The sequence below is a fragment of the Herbaspirillum hiltneri N3 genome, assembly GCF_001267925.1.
GTDB classification, from domain to species: domain Bacteria; phylum Pseudomonadota; class Gammaproteobacteria; order Burkholderiales; family Burkholderiaceae_D; genus Herbaspirillum; species Herbaspirillum hiltneri.
In genome coordinates this window covers 2,742,965-2,760,895 of record NZ_CP011409.1, presented here as the reverse complement: position 1 = coordinate 2,760,895, position 17,931 = coordinate 2,742,965, and the positions used below count along the sequence as shown (strand labels likewise).

The window sequence follows — 17,931 nt, the reverse complement described above, 5'->3', positions numbered from 1 at the left end:
GCCGAATGTGAAAAGCGCGGGATTGCCTGCCGCGCGGCGTCTCCGCCGTTCGACCGATTTTTCGCAGCCGCGCCTGCGCGGCCATTCCGACTCGCTCCATGTAAACATCCGCCGTCCACGCAACTGATCCTCCTATGACTTTTCGTTTCCGAACTGCGGACTTCTCATTGATGACGCTTCTGGTCGCGATGCCGGTCTGCATCTTTCTCCTGTTGTTTTTGGTGCTGCCGGTCCTCAGTGTTGTACTAGCTGCGTTCGGCATCGGATCGCAGAGTGCGACGCTGGTTTACATCGTTTTGTTTTTCCAGCAGGAGCTCTATCGCGAAGCCTTCTCCAACAGTCTGCAGGTGGCATTTCTGTCGATGCTGTTCGCATCGCTGATCGCTGTACCGCTGGCCTGGATAGCGACCAGGATGCGGTTCCGCGGCTGGTTGCTGGTGCAGGTGCTTGGCGTGCTGCCTTTGGTCATGCCGCCCTTCGTGGCGGCGTTCGCGCTGCAGCCTTTCTTGGGTGCGAACGGGGCAGTCAACCTGTTGTTGCAGCGCTGGTTCGGTTTCACGCTGCCGTTCATGGAGGGCATGAACGGGGTGGTGCTGGTCGAGAGCATTCATTATTTTCCGTTCGTCCTGCTCAACCTGATCACAAGCCTGCGCCGTATCGACCTGTCTATGGAGGAAAGCGCCGTCACTCTGGGATCGACACGTTGGCGTCGCTTCCGACGCATCGTTCTGCCGCTGGCGCTGCCGGGTTATGTCGCCGGCGCCGCCATCGTATTCATGCGAGCGTTCGAAGATCTCGGCACGCCGCTGATTCTGGGGGTAACCAACATGCTGGCACCGTTGACGTACCTGCGCGTGATGTCGGTCGGTGTGGATGATCCGCTCAGCTATGTCATCGCCATGATCATGTTAGCGTTCTCCGCCTTGACCTTGTACCTGGCAGGCTATTTCCTGCGCGACAAGGATAACGCCTATATGCCGTACCTGGGCGGAGGGGTCATGTTGCCGGTGCCTGCACGGCCCGTGCTCGGCCGCTGGCCGACAGTATTCAGCTATGGTTGGGTTGTGGTGACGTTGCTGTTCGTGCTGTTGCCTCATTTGGGCCTGTTATCGTTGTCGCTGGCGGACATCTGGAGTTTTTCGATCCTGCCAGACTCATGGACGACGCGCAATTACGACACTATTGCCACGGATTCGGGCGCGGCGCTGATCAATACCTTCCTGTACTGCGGTCTGGCGGCGGGCATCGACGTGACGCTTGGCGGCGTCATTGCCTATGTCGTCCTGCGCACGCGTTTGGCGGGACGCAATGTGCTTGCTCGCTTGGCCGGTGTCTCGCTGGCCGTACCCGGCATGGTGCTGGCACTGGGCTACCTGCGCTTCTTTCGTGACATCAACGTTCCGTTATCGGAGGCGCCGTTCTCCTCTACCTGGGGAATGATCGCGCTCGCCTACGCGGTGCAGCAACTGCCCTATGTCGTCAAGGTCTGTATGACCGCCTTACAGGCCATCGATCCGAATCTGGAAGCGGCCGCCGAGAATTTGGGATCGACACGCACACGCGTGCTGCAGAGAATCGTGATTCCATTAATGGCGGGAGGCTTGTTGCTTGGGTTCGTGGTCAGTTTCATGGCGGCGGCGACCGAGCTGCCCATAACCATGTTGTTGAGCAACAACGAAGCGCAAGCCCCGATGAGCTATGAAATTTATTTGTACATGCAGAGCGTATCGGGGCGCGGGCCAGGTGCGGCGTTAGCGATCGTGGCCATCGCGGTCGTCGCGATATGTGCCAGCATTATCCATATCTTGTTGCGGCGCCGGTTGCGCAGCACCACCGCAATGCCCTCATGAAGGAGACCATTGACCGATGATTCCTAACCGGATCTCCATTGAATGCAGGCATGTGCGACTGAGTCACGAGCACGGCGGGAAGCCGGTGCTGCGCGACATCAATTTACGCATCGAGCCAGGCGAATTTTTCGTCTTGCTGGGTGCGTCCAGTTCCGGCAAGTCGAGCTTGCTGCGCATCATCGCGGGACTGAACCAGGACTTCAGCGGGGCATTGCTGCTGGACGGCAAGGACGCCGCTGGCATTGCGCCGCATCTGCGCAATATCGGCATGGTGTTCCAGGATTACGCCCTCTGGCCGCATATGAGTGTGCGCGACAACATCGCGTATGGATTGGTGGAGCGCCGTCTGCCCAAGCCGGAGATCCAAGAGCGGGTAGGCAAGGTGCTGGAGCGGGTCGGACTGACGGAATTCGCCGCGCGCTACCCGAATCAACTGTCCGGGGGGCAGCAACAACGGACGGCATTGGCACGCGCCATCGTCATTGAGCCGCGCGTCCTGTTGCTGGACGAGCCGTTCTCCAATCTTGACCATGGCCTGCGAGGCCAGTTGCGGCAAGAATTGCGCGCATTGCAGCGCAGTCTCGGCATCACCACGGTCTTCGTGACGCACGATCAGGAAGAAGCCATGGCGATGGCCGATCGCATGGCGGTGATCGACAACGGCGTGGTGCAGCAGATTGGCACGCCGGCGGCGCTGTATGACTACCCTGGCAACAGTTTCATGGCCGGCTTCGTCGGCGACGCCAACCTGCTGAGCGGCGTCATCGAACGCGTCAACGGCGACATGCTGCGTTTTCATTCATCGCGGCTGGAGGATCTATATCTGCCGAACCATCGGGACGCGCACTTGGGCAACTGCATGATCGGCTTCCGTCCGCACGCCATTCGCATCAACGTCGGCGACGCGCAGCGCGATGGAGCCCTGGTCTGGCTGAAAGGAGCGGTGGAAAACAGCGAATTTTTCGGCGCGATGACGCGTTACAGGGTTCGTGTGGGAGAAGTTCTCATCGTCGCCGACCAGATGCACTATGCAGGACTGGCTCCGTTCCCTGTCGGGACGACCGTCAGTCTCGGCATCGCGCCGTCGCAGATTCGCTATCTGCCTTTGTGACGCGCCGGTCATCATGGAAATCTATCAACTCCGCACCTTCGCGATCGTTGCCCGGCTAGGCCATATCACCCGGGCAGCGGAAGTGCTGCATGTAACCCAGCCTGCCGTCACCGCCCATATCAAGGCGCTGGAGCAAGAACTTGGCATTGCCTTGTTCGATCGCAGCCACGGACGCATCACGCTGACGAAGGGCGGCGAATTGTTGTTGCCGGAAGTCGAAAAGACCCTCGCGGTATTCAATTCGGTCCTCAGCAAGGCAAAGGAAATGAAGGGCGAGGTGAGCGGCAAGGCCGTGATCGGCACGCTGGGCGATCCAGACTTCCTGCGACTTGGCAGTTTCCTCAACGGCTTGCATGCCGCGCTGCCCCTGCTCGAGATCAAGACGCGCTCTAGTCCATCCGGTCTGATGCTTGACGAAATCGTGCGCGGCGACCTGAGTGCAGGGTTTTACCTGGGAAGAGTGAATGACCGCAACCTCGCCACGTTGCCCCTGCGCGGCGTGCTCTATCGCATCGTCGCCCCGATGTCCTACAATGATCGCCTGCCGGGTTACGGCTGGCGCGAAATCGCGGCGTTGCCGTGGATAGGCGCACCGTCGCTAAGCCACATGCACGAGCTCCTGGTGACGCTGTTCAGCGGGCAGGGCGTGACGCCGAACGTGATCATTGAAACAGATGAGCTGAGTTCGCTTGACAGTCTCGTGCGCGCGGGTGTCGGCCTGTCATTGATGCGTGAAGACCTCGCGTTGGCGGCGGCGGAAAGAAGCGAGCTGGCCATCTGGAGCCATGGCGCCGTCGACAGCCAGCTCTCTTTCGTTTACCTCGCGGCGGCCGAATCCGAACCCATCCTGGTGGGCATGCTATCGGTGATCCGCGAGGTCTGGCGCATCATGGCATGAGCGGCTCCGCCGCGAGCAACGCGGGTGAGGGTGGGCGGGGCAGCGGCGTCTGTGCCGATGTCTGCGGCTGAAGGCGGATCCGGGCGACATTCGCGGGGAGCGAGAAGGCGCTCACTGCCACCTTCAGATGGTGCGCCTGGGCCCGCATCTGTTCCGCGGCGGCGGCAGATTGCTCGGCCAAGGCTGCATTTTGCTGGGTCATCTGTTCGGTATCGGAGATGGCTGCGCCGATCGCCTGGATCCCGGTGCTCTGCTGCTGGCCCGCATCGGCAATGTTGCGCATGATCGTGCTGACCTGGTCCACGCTGCCGAGAATTTCCTCCATCGTCGCACCGGCTTCCGCCACGAACCGGCTGCCGTCTTCGATGCGGTCGACCGAATCTGCGATCAGCGCCTTGATTTCACGCGCCGCGCTGGCGCTGCGTTGCGCCAGGTTACGCACCTCTGCTGCCACCACCGCGAAGCCACGCCCCTGTTCGCCGGCGCGGGCCGCTTCCACCGCGGCATTGAGCGCAAGGATATTGGTCTGGAAGGCGATGCCGTCAATGACCCCCGTGATGGTGCCGATCTTTCCTGAGCTATCCTTGATCGCCGCCATCGTCGACACCACGCGCCCGACGACATCCGCTCCTTTTCTGGCAACCTCGGAGGTGACATCCACCAGCTGGCTGGCCAGCTGCGCATTGCCGGCGTTTTCATCGACCGTGGCGATCAGTTCCTCCATAGCGCAGGCGGCTTCTTCCAGTGTCGCAACCTGAGCCTCGGTCCGGCTGGACAACTCGGCATTGCCGCCGGCGATGTGCGTGGAACCCAGGGCGATGGATTCACCCGACTGGCGGACCTCAAGCACCAATGACGCGAGTTGCCGGGTCATGTCCTGCAGCGCGTCCACCAGTTGACCGGTCTCGTCCTGCCGTTCCGCTTCGATTTGCGAACTCAGATTGCCGGTCGCGACATCGCGCGCCAGTTGGACCGCCTTGGCCAGCGGCCGGGTAATCGAACGGCTGAGCCGCCACGCAAAGAGCAGGCAACCGATGCTTACCAACACGCCTAGCGTCACCAATAGCTTGAAACTGGAGCGATAGGAGGCATTGATCAGGTCGCTGTTGTGGTCGATTTCACCGCGCTGCAGCGCCAGCAGGTCCCCGAGCTTCTCCAGATAGGCGCGCGCGGCCGGTATGAACTGCTCTTGCAACACGCGCTCGGCATCCTCCTGTCGACCTTCTTTCTTGAGCTCGCCGATAGCGTCGCGATGCTTGTTGAAATTGTCCCGCACCACGCCGATTTGCTCATAGATCCGTTTTTCTTCTGGCGTACTGAGGCGGTTTTCCACCGCCGTTTTCAACTCCAGTGAGCGCTTGCTGGCCTGCTTGGCGTCATCCGCAAAAAAGACAGCGAGGCTCGCATCGCTGCTTTTGGCGATGGCGATGGTGCGCTTGATGCCGGCAAATATGTTGCCATGCCAGTCGCTCACCAGGCGCTCCTTCGCAAGTGACCGGCGCATCATCGTGTCGGTAGCTTCGGCTACTTCGCTGAGGCTGGTCAACCCAGCCACGATGGACACGAGAGACAGCAGCAGGATGACAGCGAAGCCGGTAGCCAGTCGTTGTCCGATCGACAGGTGCGAGATGGTTTTCATGATCCTCACCGCGCGGTGTTGATGGCGGACCGGGACGATGCTCCGGCAGTCGTCGGCGCATTCGTCGCCATGCCGGCTTCATCCGGCCAGATGATGCGCAACAGATTGGCGCTTCCCGTTACGCCGACCGGCGTGCCCGCCACCAGCAAGATCGGCTTGCCCTGCTGCTGGAAGTCCTGTTCAGCCGCCACCAACGCCGCGCGCTGGATCATATCGTCGACATCCTGCGGCTGCTGCGAACAGATGGAATGCACGCCCCAAGCCAACGTTAGCATGCGCGCCACCTGCATATCCGGCGTCAGGCTCAGGACAGGCGTCCAGGAGCGCTCATGCGCCACGCGCAGGGTGGTCGAACCGGAGGTCGTATAGGCCACCGTTGCGGCCAGCGGCAAAACCTGCGCCATCGCGTGGATCGCTGCACACAACGCATCGGTGGCGTCGCCGCTGCGATGAGAAACCGGAGCCAGCGGGCGGGTCAGCGAGGCGACGCGTTGCAATCTTCCGAGTCCCTGCCCTTGCTGCAAATCGCGTTCGCTGGCGGCGATGATGCGGTTCATCATCTGCACCGCTTCGACCGGATAAGCGCCCGAGGCGGATTCTGCGGATAACATCACCGCGTCGGCGCCGTCGTAGACCGCCGTTGCCACATCGCTCGTCTCGGCACGGGTAGGCGTCGGCGACGAGATCATTGACTCCAGCATCTGCGTCGCCACCACCACCGGCTTGCCGGCCTGGCGGCAAGCGTGCACGATGCTCTTCTGCAAGCCCGGCACGTCTTCCGGCGGCATCTCCACGCCAAGGTCGCCGCGCGCCACCATCAGGCCGTCGGAGGCATCGAGGATTTCCTGCAGCAGCGGGATCGCCTCGGCGCGTTCGATCTTGGCGATCATCAGCGGCTTGTGGCCGAACGGTTCGCCGGCGACGTTGCCGAGCTGGCGCGCCATTTCCATGTCGGTCGCGTTCTTGGGGAACGATACGGCGACGTAATCGGCCTGGAAGCTCATCGCCGTCCTGATGTCGTCCATGTCCTTGGCGGTCAGCGCCGGCGCCGACAAACCGCCACCCTGGCGGTTGATGCCCTTGTTGTTGGACAGTTCGCCGCCGATCTTGACGACGGTGTGGATCTCGTTACCCAGCACGCGCTCGACCACCAGCACGATCAGGCCGTCGTTGAGCAGCAGCACGTCGTCGCCCTTGAGGTCGCGCGGCAGTGCCTTGTAATCGAGACCGACGCGCTCCTGGTTGCCCATGGTGCAGTCGGCGTCGAGGATGAACTTGTCGCCGTTTTCGAGATTGATCTTGCCGTTTTCAAACTTGCCGACGCGGATCTTCGGACCTTGCAGGTCGGCCATGATCGCGACCTTCACGCCACAGGCATCGGCCACTTCGCGTACCAGTGTGGCGCGATCAATATGATCCTGTGCCTTGCCGTGAGAGAAATTCAGGCGCACCACGTTGACGCCCGCTTTGATCATGCGCGTCAGCGTGTCTCGATCGCTGGAAGCGGGGCCGATGGTGGCAACAATCTTGGTGGCTCTTTGCATGAAAATCTTTCTCTGACGTGGTGGTAAAGCTGTTGTTTTTTTACTGGGCGCGCTGCATCAGGATTTCCACGGCCGGCAAGGTCTTGCCTTCAAGGAACTCTAGGAAAGCGCCGCCGCCGGTCGAAATGTAGCCGACCTTGTCGGTAATGCCGTATTTGGCGATCGCCGCCAGCGTGTCGCCGCCGCCCGCAATCGAGAAGCCGTCGGAGTCTGCAATCGCCTGCGCCAGCGCCTTGGTGCCGCCGCCGAACTGGTCGAACTCGAACACGCCGACCGGGCCGTTCCATACGATGGTGCCGGCCTTGGCCAACTGCGCCGCCAGGGTCGCCGCGGTCTTCGGACCGATATCGAAAATCATGTCATCGTCGGCCACATCCTTGGCGTCCTTGACGGTCGCCGCTGCGGTCGGCGAAAACTCCTTGCCGCACACCACGTCCACCGGAATCGGCACCGAGGCGCCGCGCTTGGCCATCATGTCGATGATGGCCTTGGCTTCGTCGACCAGATCGGCTTCGACCAGCGACTTGCCGATCTTCAGACCGGAGGCCAGCATGAAGGTGTTGGCGATGCCGCCGCCGACGATCAGATTGTCGACCTTGTCGGCCAGCGCTTTCAGGATAGTCAATTTGCTGGAGACTTTCGAGCCGGCGACGATTGCCACCAACGGACGCGCCGGCTGGTTCAGGGCCTTGCCCAGCGCATCGAGTTCGGCTGCCAGCAGCGGACCGGCGCAGGCGACCGGCGCGAACCTGGCGATGCCGTAAGTGGTGGCTTCAGCACGGTGTGCAGTGCCGAAAGCGTCGTTGACGTAGATGTCGCACAGCTTGGCGATCTTTTGCGCCAGCTCGTCGCTGTTTTTCTTTTCGCCCTTGTTGAGGCGGCAGTTTTCCAGCAGCACGACCTGGCCGGGCGCAACGTCGACGCCTTCGATCCAGTCCGACACCAATTTGACCTCTGCGCCGAGCAGTTCCGACAGGCGTTTGGCGACCGGCGCCAGCGAGTCTTCCGGCTTGAATTCGCCCTCGACCGGACGGCCCAGGTGCGAGGTCACCATCACTGCGGCACCGGCGTCACGCGCCTGGCGGATTGCCGGCACCGAAGCGCGGATGCGCGTATCTTCGGTAATATTGCCGGCATCGTCCTGCGGCACGTTCAGATCGGCGCGGATGAAGACGCGCTTGCCTTGCAGTTGGTTGGCGGAGATGAGATCGCTGAGTCGGTTGAATTTCATTTTTCGCAGAATCTAAGGTGGGGCAAAAAGGCGTTATTTTACTCTACCCGCCCTGCTCCCAGCATGGTTTTCAGACAGGAATGCAGCATTCGGGCGTATTCGATGCAGCACTCCCGCAGCAACAGGCCCGACGAGCGCGCGCAGCCTTCCGGGAAAGGGCTACAGCGCCAGCCGCAGCGCCGTAAACAGTGCCATTCCGGCAACAATCGTTCCCAAAAGATGTCGTGTTATCAAGAAAAACACCCCGCCGCCGATGCCGGCCAGCAATTTTGGATTGGCCCAATTGATGTCAATTGCGCCACCCGTCGTCACCAGGTCCGGCAAGATGATTGCCGCCATCGCCGCGGCCGGCGCATAACCCAGTGCATGCTGCAGCTTGGGCGGCAACCTGACCGCATGGCCGAACAGGAAAAAACCGCTGCGCGTAACCAGCGTCGAGACGACCAACAACACTATAGAAACCCAAACGTCGAAGGCGTTCATTCTTTTTCCTTGTCGATGAATTTGTCGGCCACCATCGCTGCCGCCATGCCGATCACGACCGCCAGCAGCAGGCCCAGCCGGTAGGGCAGGCTGATCGCCGCCACCGCCACCGCGCCGGAGACCACCACGCCCGCCAGCGCCGCCCGGTTGATGATCATCGGGATGGTGATGGCGATCAGCGCCAGCGTGCCGGCGAAACCGATGTTCCAGCTTTCCGGGATCTGGCTGGCCAGCAGGATGCCGACAATCGCGCCGATCTGCCAGGCAAACCAGCCCGGATAGCAGATCGCCTCGAAAAAGCCGATCTTGCCGGCCGGCTGGTGCACCGTGTGGGCAGGGAAACGCCGCGGGAAGAATCCCATCGAGATGTCGCCGTTGAAGTAGCCGTACCAGACCCGCCGGTACCACGGCAGATGGGCGAAATGCGGCGCCACGGCGGCGGAGAAGATGACGAAACGGAGGTTGACGATCATGGCCGTCAGGAAAATCACGATCAGCGGCGTATGCGCCGCCAGCAAGGGCAGCACCGCGAACTGGGCGGAGCCGGCGTAGACCGTCAGCGTCATCGCCAGCGATTGCCAGAGCGTCATGCCGGACTTGACCATCGCCATCCCCGAGACCACTCCCCAGGCGGCCACGGCCGGAATCGTCGACGCGCTCGCGCGCCAGCCTTCCTGAAACGCTTCCTTTTCGATGCGCCGCGCCGCGAGTGCGGCGGCAGCCGATGCTTCATTGACTGCCGGGTCAGGTCGACTGTCCCCGGCGTCTGTCTCCTTATTCATTCTTGCCCTGGTCCGCTTTTATTGAACGCGATGAACTTGCAATACGGCATTTTTACGCAGTCCGGACATTTTACAGATGAAACTTTTTACGCGCTTGTTCCGTTAAAATGTGGTCTTTGCCACTTGAACCCCATCGGAGACTTCCCATGTCCATGGACGACCGCGACGGAAAAATCTGGAAAGACGGCGCACTGATCGACTGGCGCGATGCGACCATCCACGTGCTGACCCATACGCTGCACTATGGCATGGGCGTGTTCGAAGGCGTGCGGGCGTACAAGACGCCGCAGGGAACAGCGATTTTCCGGCTGAAGGAGCACACGCAGCGCCTGTTCAATTCGGCCAAGATTTTCCAGATGGCAGTGCCGTTCGACCAGGCCACGATCCTCGAAGCGCAACGCCAGGTGGTGCGCGAAAATCAACTCGAATCCTGCTACATCCGCCCCCTGATCTGGATCGGCTCGGAGAAGCTCGGCGTTTCGGCCAAGGGCAACAAGATCCACGTCGCCATCGCCGCCTGGCCGTGGGGCGCCTACCTCGGCGAAGACGGCATCAACAAGGGCATCCGCGTCAAGACTTCGTCGTTCAGCCGCCACCACGTCAACGTCTCGCTGGTGCGCGCCAAGGCCTCCGGCTATTACATCAACTCGATTCTGGCCAATCAGGAAGCGCTGGCCGACGGCTACGATGAAGCGCTGCTGCTCGATACCGACGGCTACGTCTCGGAGGGCTCGGGAGAAAACGTCTTCATCATCAAGAACGGGAAACTCTATACCCCCGATCTCGCCTCCTGCCTCGACGGCATCACGCGCGACGCGGTGCTGACGATGGCGCGCGACCTTGGCATCGAGGTCATCGAAAAGCGCATCACGCGCGACGAAATGTATTGCTGCGACGAAGCTTTCTTCACCGGCACCGCCGCAGAAATCACCCCCATCCGCGAACTAGACAACCGCACCATCGGCAACGGCGGCCGCGGTCCGATCACGGAAAGACTGCAAACCTTGTTCTTCGACGTCGTGTCGGGCAAGGCTCCCCAATATCAGCATTGGCTGACACTGGTTTAATTTCAATTAAGCACCATATCGCAACGGAGAAACACAATGAGCCAAGTTCAACAAACCCAGCCAGTTCAACTCGACGGCAAAGACCTGCCGGCGCACTGCCCCAACCCGAACATGCCGCACTGGTCGTCGCATCCGCGCGTGTTCCTGGAGCTCGACGACCACGGCGCCGCCAAGTGTCCGTATTGCGGCACGCAATATCAGCTCAAGCCGGGCGCCGTCGTCAAGGCGCACTGAGATCGGAAGATCCACCGCACCAGCAACACCGATAAAGAGGACCACCAGGAAACAATTGGTCCTCTTTGCTTTTTCCTCCTGGAGAAAACATGCCGCGCGCCAAACTGTTACACGGTTCACCCGATGAGATCGAAGCCGCCTACTACGATGCGCTGTCCCGCGCCGACCTCGAAGCGCTGATGGCGCTGTGGGCCGACGACGAAGAAATCGTCTGCATCCATCCGGGCGCAGCGCGCCTGGTCGGCCACGTCGCCATCCGCAACAGTTGGGAAGAAATCCTCGCGCGCGGGGGCCTGCACATCCAGCCGCGCCAGCTGCATGCGGCGCACACCATCACAACTGCCGTGCACAACGTGATCGAAGACATCCATCATCCCGACAACAGCCAGCCGGACGTGCATGTCATCGCCACCAATGTCTACATGAAGACCACACAAGGTTGGCGCATCGTCACGCACCACGCCTCGGTTGCACCGGGACCGGCGCCATCGGAGCCGATTGCCGAAACCATGCTGCACTGATTTCCTTCCAGCGTCGCCGGCATCGATCCTTCATGTGCGGCGGCGCATCCACGGCCCTTCATCCATGCATTACATCGCGCCTCGCTGGCTTCCCGGCGGCAACCTCCAAACGATCTATCCGTCGACCTTCATCGCCAAGCCGTCGGTGCGCTTCCGGCGTGAACGCTGGGACACGCCCGACGACGATTTCATCGATGTCGATTTCGTCGACGGCCAGCCCGGACAACCGCTGGTGGTGCTGTTCCACGGCCTCGAGGGATCATCCGACAGCCATTATTGCCGCGCCCTGATGGCCGCAGTGGCCGCGCGCGGCTGGACCGGCGTGGTGCCGCATTTCCGTGGCTGCTCGGGTGAAATCAACCTGGCGCCGCGTTTCTATCATTCCGGCGACAGCGGCGAGCTCGACTGGATCTTGCGTCGGCTGGTCACCCATCGCGCAGCCATCGGCGCCGGCAAGTTCTACGCCACCGGCGTCTCGCTCGGCGCCAACGCCTTGCTGCGCTGGCTAGGCGAATCGCAGCACCAGGCCGAATTCGTCGACGCCGCGTGCGCAGTGTCGGCGCCGCTCGACCTGGCCGGCGGCGGCCATCATCGATCCGCAACTGATGCTGAGCCTGCCGCAGGGCATCACGCTGGCCAGCGGCCTGGATGCGCTGTCGCACGCGCTGGAATCGATCTGGAACGTCAACCGCAATCCGGTCTCCTCCGCCCTGGCCGCCGCCGCTGCCCGCAGCATCATGGCAACGCTGCCCGGCCTCATGGCGCAGCCGCGCGAGCTGGCGTTGCGCGAACGCATGGCCACCGCTGCGCTGCAAGCCGGCCTGGCGTTCTCGAACACCAAGACCGCGCTGGCGCATTCGCTGTCCTACGACATCACGCTGCACCACGGCGTCGCCCACGGCATCGCCTGCTCGTTCTCGCTGCCGCACGTGATGGCGCTGGCCTTCGGCAACGATGCCGCCGTCGATGCCCTGCTGCTGGACATCTTCGACGCTGCCGATGCGCAGCAAGCCGTCGCCACGCTGTCCGCGTTCCTGGAACGTCTCGGCGTCAGCACCGATCCCGCCCACTACGGCGTCGCCGAAGCCTGGGACGCGCTGGTGCAACGCGCACTGCAAGGTCCGCGCGGACGCAACTTCATCGCCGCCCTCCGCTCTTGATCGCATTTTCGATCGCATTTTTGACTGCAAAGGAATCCCCATGACACGTCCCCTCCACGCTCCCATCGACCTGCAAGCGGTGATCTTCGACTGGGCCGGCACGCTGGTCGATTTCGGCTCCCTGGCGCCGACGCAGATTTTCGTCGATGCCTTCAAGAGCTTCGACATGAACATCTCGCTGAAACAGGCGCGCGGTCCGATGGGCCTGTCCAAGTGGCAGCACATCCGGACCCTGCTCGACAATCCAGACATCGCCCGCCAATGGAAGGAGCGCCACGGCAAGCTTCCGGGCGACGCCGACGTCGACGCCATCTATGCGCGCTTCATGCCGATGCAGATCGCCAAGGTCGGGGAATATTCCCAGGCCATCGACGGCGCCGCCGGCATGATCGCCTGGCTGCGCGGCAAAGGCCTGAAAGTCGGCTCCTGCTCCGGCTATCCGCGCCAGGTCCTCGACGTGCTGCTGCCGCTGGCGGCGGCTGAAGGCATCGCGCCGGATCACGTCATCGCCGGCGACGAATTGCCGGCCGGCGGCCGCCCCGGTCCGTACATGGCGCTGGCCAACATGCTGGCGCTGAAGATCGGCGACGTCGCCGCCTGCATCAAGGTCGACGACACCGTACCCGGCATCGAAGAAGGCATCCACGCCGGCATGTGGACCGTGGGCGTGTCCCTGTCGGGCAATGAAGTCGGTTGCACCAAGGCCGAACTGGCGCAGCTGTCGCCGGAGCAGATCAAGGCGCTCAAGGCGCTGGCCGAAATGCGCCTGCGCGAAGCCGGCGCGCATTACGTGATCGATTCGGTGGCGGATCTGCCGGCGGTGGTCGACCAGATCGCGGCACGGCTCAAGGCAGGCGAACGCCCGTAATCCCTGCCAGGGCCGCCACCGGGGTGCTGCGCGGCGGCGTACAATATCGCCGCGTCACTCCAATAACAAATCTTTCCGGGACACCCCGTGGCAGCTTATATCTTCGTCCTGAGCGTCGGCCTGATCGCCGGCATGGTCAGCGGCATCATCGGCACCGGCTCTTCCATCATGCTGTTGCCGGTGCTGGTCTACAACTTCGGTCCCAAGCAGGCGGTGCCGATCATGGCGGTGGCTGCCGTGATGGCCAACCTGTCACGCGTGCTGGCGTGGTGGCGCGTGGTCGACTGGCGCGCCTTCCTGGCGTATTCCATCCCCGGCGTGCCGGCGGCGGCGCTCGGCGCGCGCACCTTGCTGGAATTGCCGCCGCACTTGATCGACATCAGCCTCGGCCTGTTCTTCATCGTCATGATCCCGTTCCGCCACTGGGTCAGAAAACGCAACTTCAGCATCCGTCTCTGGCAACTGGCGCTGGCCGGCGCCTTCATCGGCTACCTGACCGGCATCGTGCTGTCGACCGGGCCGCTCAGCGTACCCGTGTTCACCGCCTACGGACTGAGCAAAGGCGCGTTCCTCTCGACCGAGGCGGCCAGTTCGTTGCTGCTGTACGTGAGCAAGGTGCTGACTTTCCGCGAACTGGGCGCGATGCCCTTGTCGGTGTTCCTGCAGGGCTTGCTGGTGGGCGCGTCGCTGATGGCCGGCACCTTTGTCGGCAAGGTCTTCGTGATGAAGATGAGCGAAGCCAATTTCCAGCGCCTGCTGGATCTGTTGCTGCTGGCGTCGGGGTTGTCGCTGCTGTGGGCGGCGCTGCACTAAGAACGTGTTTGCGATCTTACTGCGCGACCCTGATATGCTTGCAAGACCATCCGGATAACACCCTGTACTACAACGAAACAAGGAAATCATCATGCCAAAGAAAGAAAAGCTCGATCCGGAAACCGAAGCGCTGATCCAGTGGTGCACCGAAGTCGAAAAATTTCTCGTCAAAGGCGGCGCCACGCTGGAGCAGGCGCAAGAACACATCGAGGAAGAGGTCGAATGGTTCACCGACCTGTTTTATGACGGCCTGACGCCGGAAGAAGCCGCCAAGGAAGCGTTGAATTAAGCCGTCCCGCCCCGATTCCCCAAAGCAACAAGAATCCTCTTAACCCTGCAATCCCGCTCCCGGACTGGCTCCGGGAGTCCTCCCCCAGTTTTTCCACATTTCTGCAACACCGATTTTTTGAGAGTTTTCTCATATAAATCCGATCTTCAAATCGTCAGAATGGCTTCACTGCTTAAGCAAACACAAGGCGCTGAAGCAAAACGATTTCAACCGAATTCAACCCATTCTGACTCTTCGAGGAAACGATCATGACCAAGCAAATCACTCTCTTCTCCGCCCTGGCTGCTTCCCTGCTGGTGTCTTTCGCCGCCCAGGCTGCCGATACCGCCGAACTGAAGGTCAAAGGTGTCATTCGTCCTTCGGCCTGTACTCCGAGCTTCACCGGCACCAACGTAGTCGACTACGGCACCATCTCCGCCAAGGGCCTGAGCACCACGGCAGCGAACGTACTGGCGGAAAAGACCATCGCCTTCACCGTCACTTGCGATGCAGCAACCAAAGTCGCTGTCCGCGCCATCGACAACAAGGCCTCGACTGTGGTCACCGGCCTGATGACGGCAATCGAATCGCGTCTGACCGACAAGTATGCCTACGGCCTGGGCGCAGCAGGCGGCAAGAACATCGGTGCCTACAGCGTTCGCGTCATCCCCAATTCGTTCAGCGCGGACGGCGCCACGCCTGACGTCATCTACGACGAAGCCAACAACGGCACCTGGATCAAATCGGGGGATGGCCGCTTCCACGCCGACGGCGCCGGCCGCAAGTCCTTCGCCGCCACCGGCACGACCACACCCGGCTCCTACAAGACCATGTCCGGCAACCTTGGCGTGACCGCCGTGCTGGACAAGGGCGCCAACCTGCCGCTGACACAGAACATCGACCTCGACGGCTCGGCCACGATTGAAGTGCAGTACCTGTAATTTCCTTCCTGCATCATCCGGCCCGCTTATCTCTTTAAGCGGGCTTTTTTGCGCCCGCAAACGTACGACGCCGGGACAAGGGTGAACACGCCCTAGAACAATTCCTGTTGCCCGCCGACCAGCGTGCCGAAATCATCCTGCAAAAATGGCAGGATGGCGTCGGCCACCGGCTGCAGCTGGCGCGTGACGTAGTGGTCGTAGTCGATGGCGGCGCGGCGCGTTTCCAGCGGCTCCGGACCGGCGGTGGTCATGACGTAGCTGATCCAGCCGCCGTCCTGGTATTGCAGCGGCCGGCCTTGTTCGCGGTTGAACTCGTCGGCCATGCGCGCGGCGCGCACGTGCGGCGGCACGTTGCGCTCGTAGGCGTCGAGCGGCCGGCGCAGGCGCTTGCGATACACCAGCGCGTCGTCGAGCGCGCCGCTGAGGGTGCGTTCGACGTAGTCGCGCACATAGTCCTGATACGGCTCGCGGCGGAATATGCGTTGGTACAGTTCCTGCTGGAACTGCTGCGCCAGCGGCGTCCAGTCGGTTCGCACCGATTCCAGTCCCTTGTAGACCATTTCTTCGCGGCCGTCCGGCTTGACGACCATGCCGGCATAGCGTTTCTTGCTGCCGAAGTCGGCGCCGCGCACGTTGGGCATGAGGAAGCGCCGGTAGTGGGTTTCGTATTCCAGCTCGAGCGCATTGTCGAGGCCGTAGGTTTCCTTCAGATGCGCCGCCCACCAGTCGTTGACGTGCCGCACCAGCGCGTTGCCGATGGCGTCGGCTTCCGCTTCGTCACGCGCCTTGCGCAGCCAGACGAAGGTGGAGTCGGTGTCGCCGTAGATGACTTCGTAGCCTTGCGCTTCGATCAGCTCGCGCGTACGGTGCATGATTTCGTGCCCGCGCATCGTGATCGACGATGCCAGGCGCGCATCGAAGAAGCGGCAACCGGTCGAGCCGAGCACGCCGTAGAGCGAATTCATGATGATCTTGAGCGCTTGCGACAAGGGCTTGTTCTGCTGGCGCTTGGCGATTTCGCGGCCTTGCCAGATTTTTTCCACGATGGCCGGCAGGCTGTGCTTGCTGCGCGAGAAGCGCGCGCCGCGAAAACCCGGCACCGAGTCGGCATCGTCCGGATGCGCCAGCCCTTCGATCAGACCGACCGGATCGATCAGAAAAGTGCGGATGATGGACGGATACAGGCTCTTGTAGTCGAGTACCAGCACCGAGTCGAACAGGCCGCTTTGCGAATCCATCACGAAGCCGCCCGGGCTCGGTTCACCCGGCGTATCGCCCAGGTTCGGCGCGACGAATCCGAGGCGATGCATGTGCGGCATGTAGAGATGGCCGAAGGCGGCCACCGAGCCGCCGTTGCGGTCGGCCGGCAGGCCCGTCACCGAGGCCCGTTCGAGCAGGAAGCTCAGCAATTCGGTCTTGGCGAAGATGCGCGTGACGAGTTCGCAATCCTTCAGGTTGTAGGTCGCCAGCGCCGGCTTGTCCTCGGCGAAACGGCGGTCGATTTCATCCATGCGCTGGTAGGCGTTGTCGATCGCCTTGCCTTCTCCGAGCAGGGTCTGCGACACCGACTCCAGGCTGAACGACGGAAAACTCCAGGTCGCCGAACGCAGCGCCTCGATACCGTCGATGATCAGCCGCCCCGCCGCCGAGGCGAAATAATGATTCTGCTGGAAACCGTGTTCGCGCCATTCCAGCTCGCTGCCGTCGCGGCCGAAACGCAGCGGGATGCCGAAGCGCGCGGCGTGCTCGCGCAACACGCGCAAGTCGAACTGCACCACGTTCCAGCCGATGATGGCGTCGGGGTCGTGCTGCGCCATCCATTGATTCAGCTTCTCCAGCATCTGCGCGCGGCTATCGCAATATTCCATGTCGAAATCGAGTCCGCCGGCGTCGCCGTTGGGCGGGCCCAGCATATAGACCTGGCGCTGGCCGCAGCCTTCCAGCGCGATCGAATACAGGTCGCCGCCCATGGTGGTTTCGATATCGAGCGACACCAGCCTCAGTTGCGGGCGATAGTCGGGTGCGGGCTTGAGCTGGGTATTGAGCAGCGGTCCCGCGCCGTTGGCGTCGCCGCTGAACAGCACCGGCGCCGTGATGAAGCGCTCCATCAGATAGCGCTCCGGCGGGCGGATGTCGGCCTCGTAGATGGCCAGGCCGTACTCCCGAAACTGCTTCTCGATCTTGATCAGCTGGCGATGCTGGCGGCAATACAGGCCCAGTACCGGACGGTGCGAAAAGTCGGTCAGCTGCAACGCGCGCAGTTCCACTTCGCGTTCGTTGCGCAGCAGCGCCTCGGCCTGTTGGCGTTGTTCCTCGGGGATGAACGCGACGGAATGCTGCGGCGGCAGGCGCACCAGTTGCGGTCCGTCATCGGTCGCCAGCCAGAACTCGACTTCGGTCCCGGCCGGCGTGTCGCGCCAGTGCCTGGTGAGGAGAAAACCTGCTCGTTGTTGCGTCACGTTGCTGCTGCCTATTTCTGGAATCGCGCAAGTATAGGCGATTCCGGCAGGGTCAGCCCGGT

15 protein-coding genes and 3 pseudogenes are annotated in these 17,931 nt (G+C 62.1%); 12 read left to right on the top strand and 6 right to left on the bottom strand.

The window, feature by feature from the left end; all coding sequences use genetic code 11:
* Positions 1 to 170 precede the first annotated feature (170 nt).
* From F506_RS12525 to F506_RS12515, 3 genes are read left to right on the top strand one after another with little or no spacing between them, the layout of a single operon-like run.
* Complete coding sequence (locus F506_RS12525; RefSeq protein ID WP_144424047.1) at positions 171 to 1,850, top strand: ABC transporter permease; 1,680 nt, start codon at positions 171 to 173, stop codon at positions 1,848 to 1,850.
* 16 nt (positions 1,851 to 1,866) lie between these two features.
* A complete protein-coding gene (locus F506_RS12520; RefSeq protein ID WP_053197896.1) occupies positions 1,867 to 2,961 on the top strand; it encodes an ABC transporter ATP-binding protein in 1,095 nt (364 codons plus the stop codon).
* Between the two features lie 13 nt (positions 2,962 to 2,974).
* Complete coding sequence (locus F506_RS12515; RefSeq protein WP_053197895.1) at positions 2,975 to 3,859, top strand: LysR family transcriptional regulator; 885 nt, start codon at positions 2,975 to 2,977, stop codon at positions 3,857 to 3,859.
* Here the strand turns inward: F506_RS12515 and F506_RS12510 are convergent.
* The 5 genes and pseudogenes from F506_RS12510 to F506_RS12490 all read right to left on the bottom strand — a co-directional run bounded on the left by F506_RS12510 (position 3,849) and on the right by F506_RS12490 (position 9,538).
* Positions 3,849 to 5,498 carry a methyl-accepting chemotaxis protein gene (locus F506_RS12510; protein ID WP_083457821.1) on the bottom strand — a complete coding sequence of 550 codons (1,650 nt, stop codon included), beginning with the start codon at positions 5,496 to 5,498 and terminating at the stop codon, positions 3,849 to 3,851. The genes F506_RS12515 and F506_RS12510 overlap by 11 nt on opposite strands.
* A gap of 92 nt (positions 5,499 to 5,590) precedes the next feature.
* A pseudogene (gene pyk, locus F506_RS12505) lies at positions 5,591 to 7,042 on the bottom strand (pyruvate kinase); the annotation flags it as partial.
* A gap of 40 nt (positions 7,043 to 7,082) precedes the next feature.
* The gene (locus F506_RS12500) at positions 7,083 to 8,273 is read right to left on the bottom strand and encodes a phosphoglycerate kinase (protein WP_053195960.1); all 1,191 of its coding nucleotides are present in this window, start codon (positions 8,271 to 8,273) and stop codon (positions 7,083 to 7,085) included.
* Positions 8,274 to 8,432: 159 nt separating this feature from the next.
* Positions 8,433 to 8,756: an AzlD domain-containing protein gene (locus F506_RS12495; protein WP_053195958.1), complete on the bottom strand. Its 324-nt coding sequence runs from the start codon at positions 8,754 to 8,756 to the stop codon at positions 8,433 to 8,435.
* Positions 8,753 to 9,538 (bottom strand): AzlC family ABC transporter permease, encoded by a 786-nt coding sequence (locus F506_RS12490; protein ID WP_053195956.1) that lies wholly within the window; start codon positions 9,536 to 9,538, stop codon positions 8,753 to 8,755. Before F506_RS12490 ends, F506_RS12495 begins: the two co-directional genes overlap by 4 nt.
* Positions 9,539 to 9,684: 146 nt before the next feature.
* On the opposite strand from F506_RS12490, the gene F506_RS12485 reads away from it, so the two are divergent.
* From F506_RS12485 to F506_RS12450, 9 genes and pseudogenes are all read left to right on the top strand, one after another.
* Positions 9,685 to 10,605 carry a branched-chain amino acid transaminase gene (locus tag F506_RS12485; protein ID WP_053195954.1) on the top strand — a complete coding sequence of 307 codons (921 nt, stop codon included), beginning with the start codon at positions 9,685 to 9,687 and terminating at the stop codon, positions 10,603 to 10,605.
* Between the two features lie 36 nt (positions 10,606 to 10,641).
* Positions 10,642 to 10,839 carry a zinc-finger domain-containing protein gene (locus F506_RS12480; protein ID WP_016832182.1) on the top strand — a complete coding sequence of 66 codons (198 nt, stop codon included), beginning with the start codon at positions 10,642 to 10,644 and terminating at the stop codon, positions 10,837 to 10,839.
* An 89-nt stretch (positions 10,840 to 10,928) separates the two neighbouring features.
* The gene (locus F506_RS12475) at positions 10,929 to 11,360 is read left to right on the top strand and encodes a YybH family protein (RefSeq protein WP_053195952.1); all 432 of its coding nucleotides are present in this window, start codon (positions 10,929 to 10,931) and stop codon (positions 11,358 to 11,360) included.
* 64 nt (positions 11,361 to 11,424) lie between these two features.
* Positions 11,425 to 11,946: pseudogene (locus F506_RS22695) on the top strand (YheT family hydrolase); the annotation flags it as partial.
* A pseudogene (locus F506_RS12470) lies at positions 11,930 to 12,520 on the top strand (iron-containing alcohol dehydrogenase PsrA); the annotation flags it as partial. The pseudogenes F506_RS22695 and F506_RS12470, both read left to right, overlap by 17 nt.
* A gap of 40 nt (positions 12,521 to 12,560) precedes the next feature.
* Positions 12,561 to 13,388 (top strand): phosphonoacetaldehyde hydrolase, encoded by an 828-nt coding sequence (gene phnX / locus F506_RS12465; protein ID WP_053197893.1) that lies wholly within the window; start codon positions 12,561 to 12,563, stop codon positions 13,386 to 13,388.
* Between the two features lie 87 nt (positions 13,389 to 13,475).
* Positions 13,476 to 14,201, top strand: coding sequence for a sulfite exporter TauE/SafE family protein (locus F506_RS12460; RefSeq protein ID WP_083457816.1), 726 nt, complete (start codon positions 13,476 to 13,478; stop codon positions 14,199 to 14,201).
* Between the two features lie 91 nt (positions 14,202 to 14,292).
* On the top strand, positions 14,293 to 14,490 hold the full coding sequence (locus F506_RS12455; protein WP_029363050.1) for a hypothetical protein: 198 nt from the start codon (positions 14,293 to 14,295) through the stop codon (positions 14,488 to 14,490).
* A gap of 248 nt (positions 14,491 to 14,738) precedes the next feature.
* Complete coding sequence (locus F506_RS12450; RefSeq protein WP_053195226.1) at positions 14,739 to 15,410, top strand: DUF1120 domain-containing protein; 672 nt, start codon at positions 14,739 to 14,741, stop codon at positions 15,408 to 15,410.
* A gap of 92 nt (positions 15,411 to 15,502) precedes the next feature.
* On the opposite strand, the gene F506_RS12445 is transcribed toward F506_RS12450, so the two are convergent.
* Entirely contained in the window at positions 15,503 to 17,869 is a 2,367-nt protein-coding gene (locus F506_RS12445) for a DNA polymerase II (RefSeq protein WP_053197891.1), read from the bottom strand.
* Between the last annotated feature and the right edge of the window lie 62 nt (positions 17,870 to 17,931).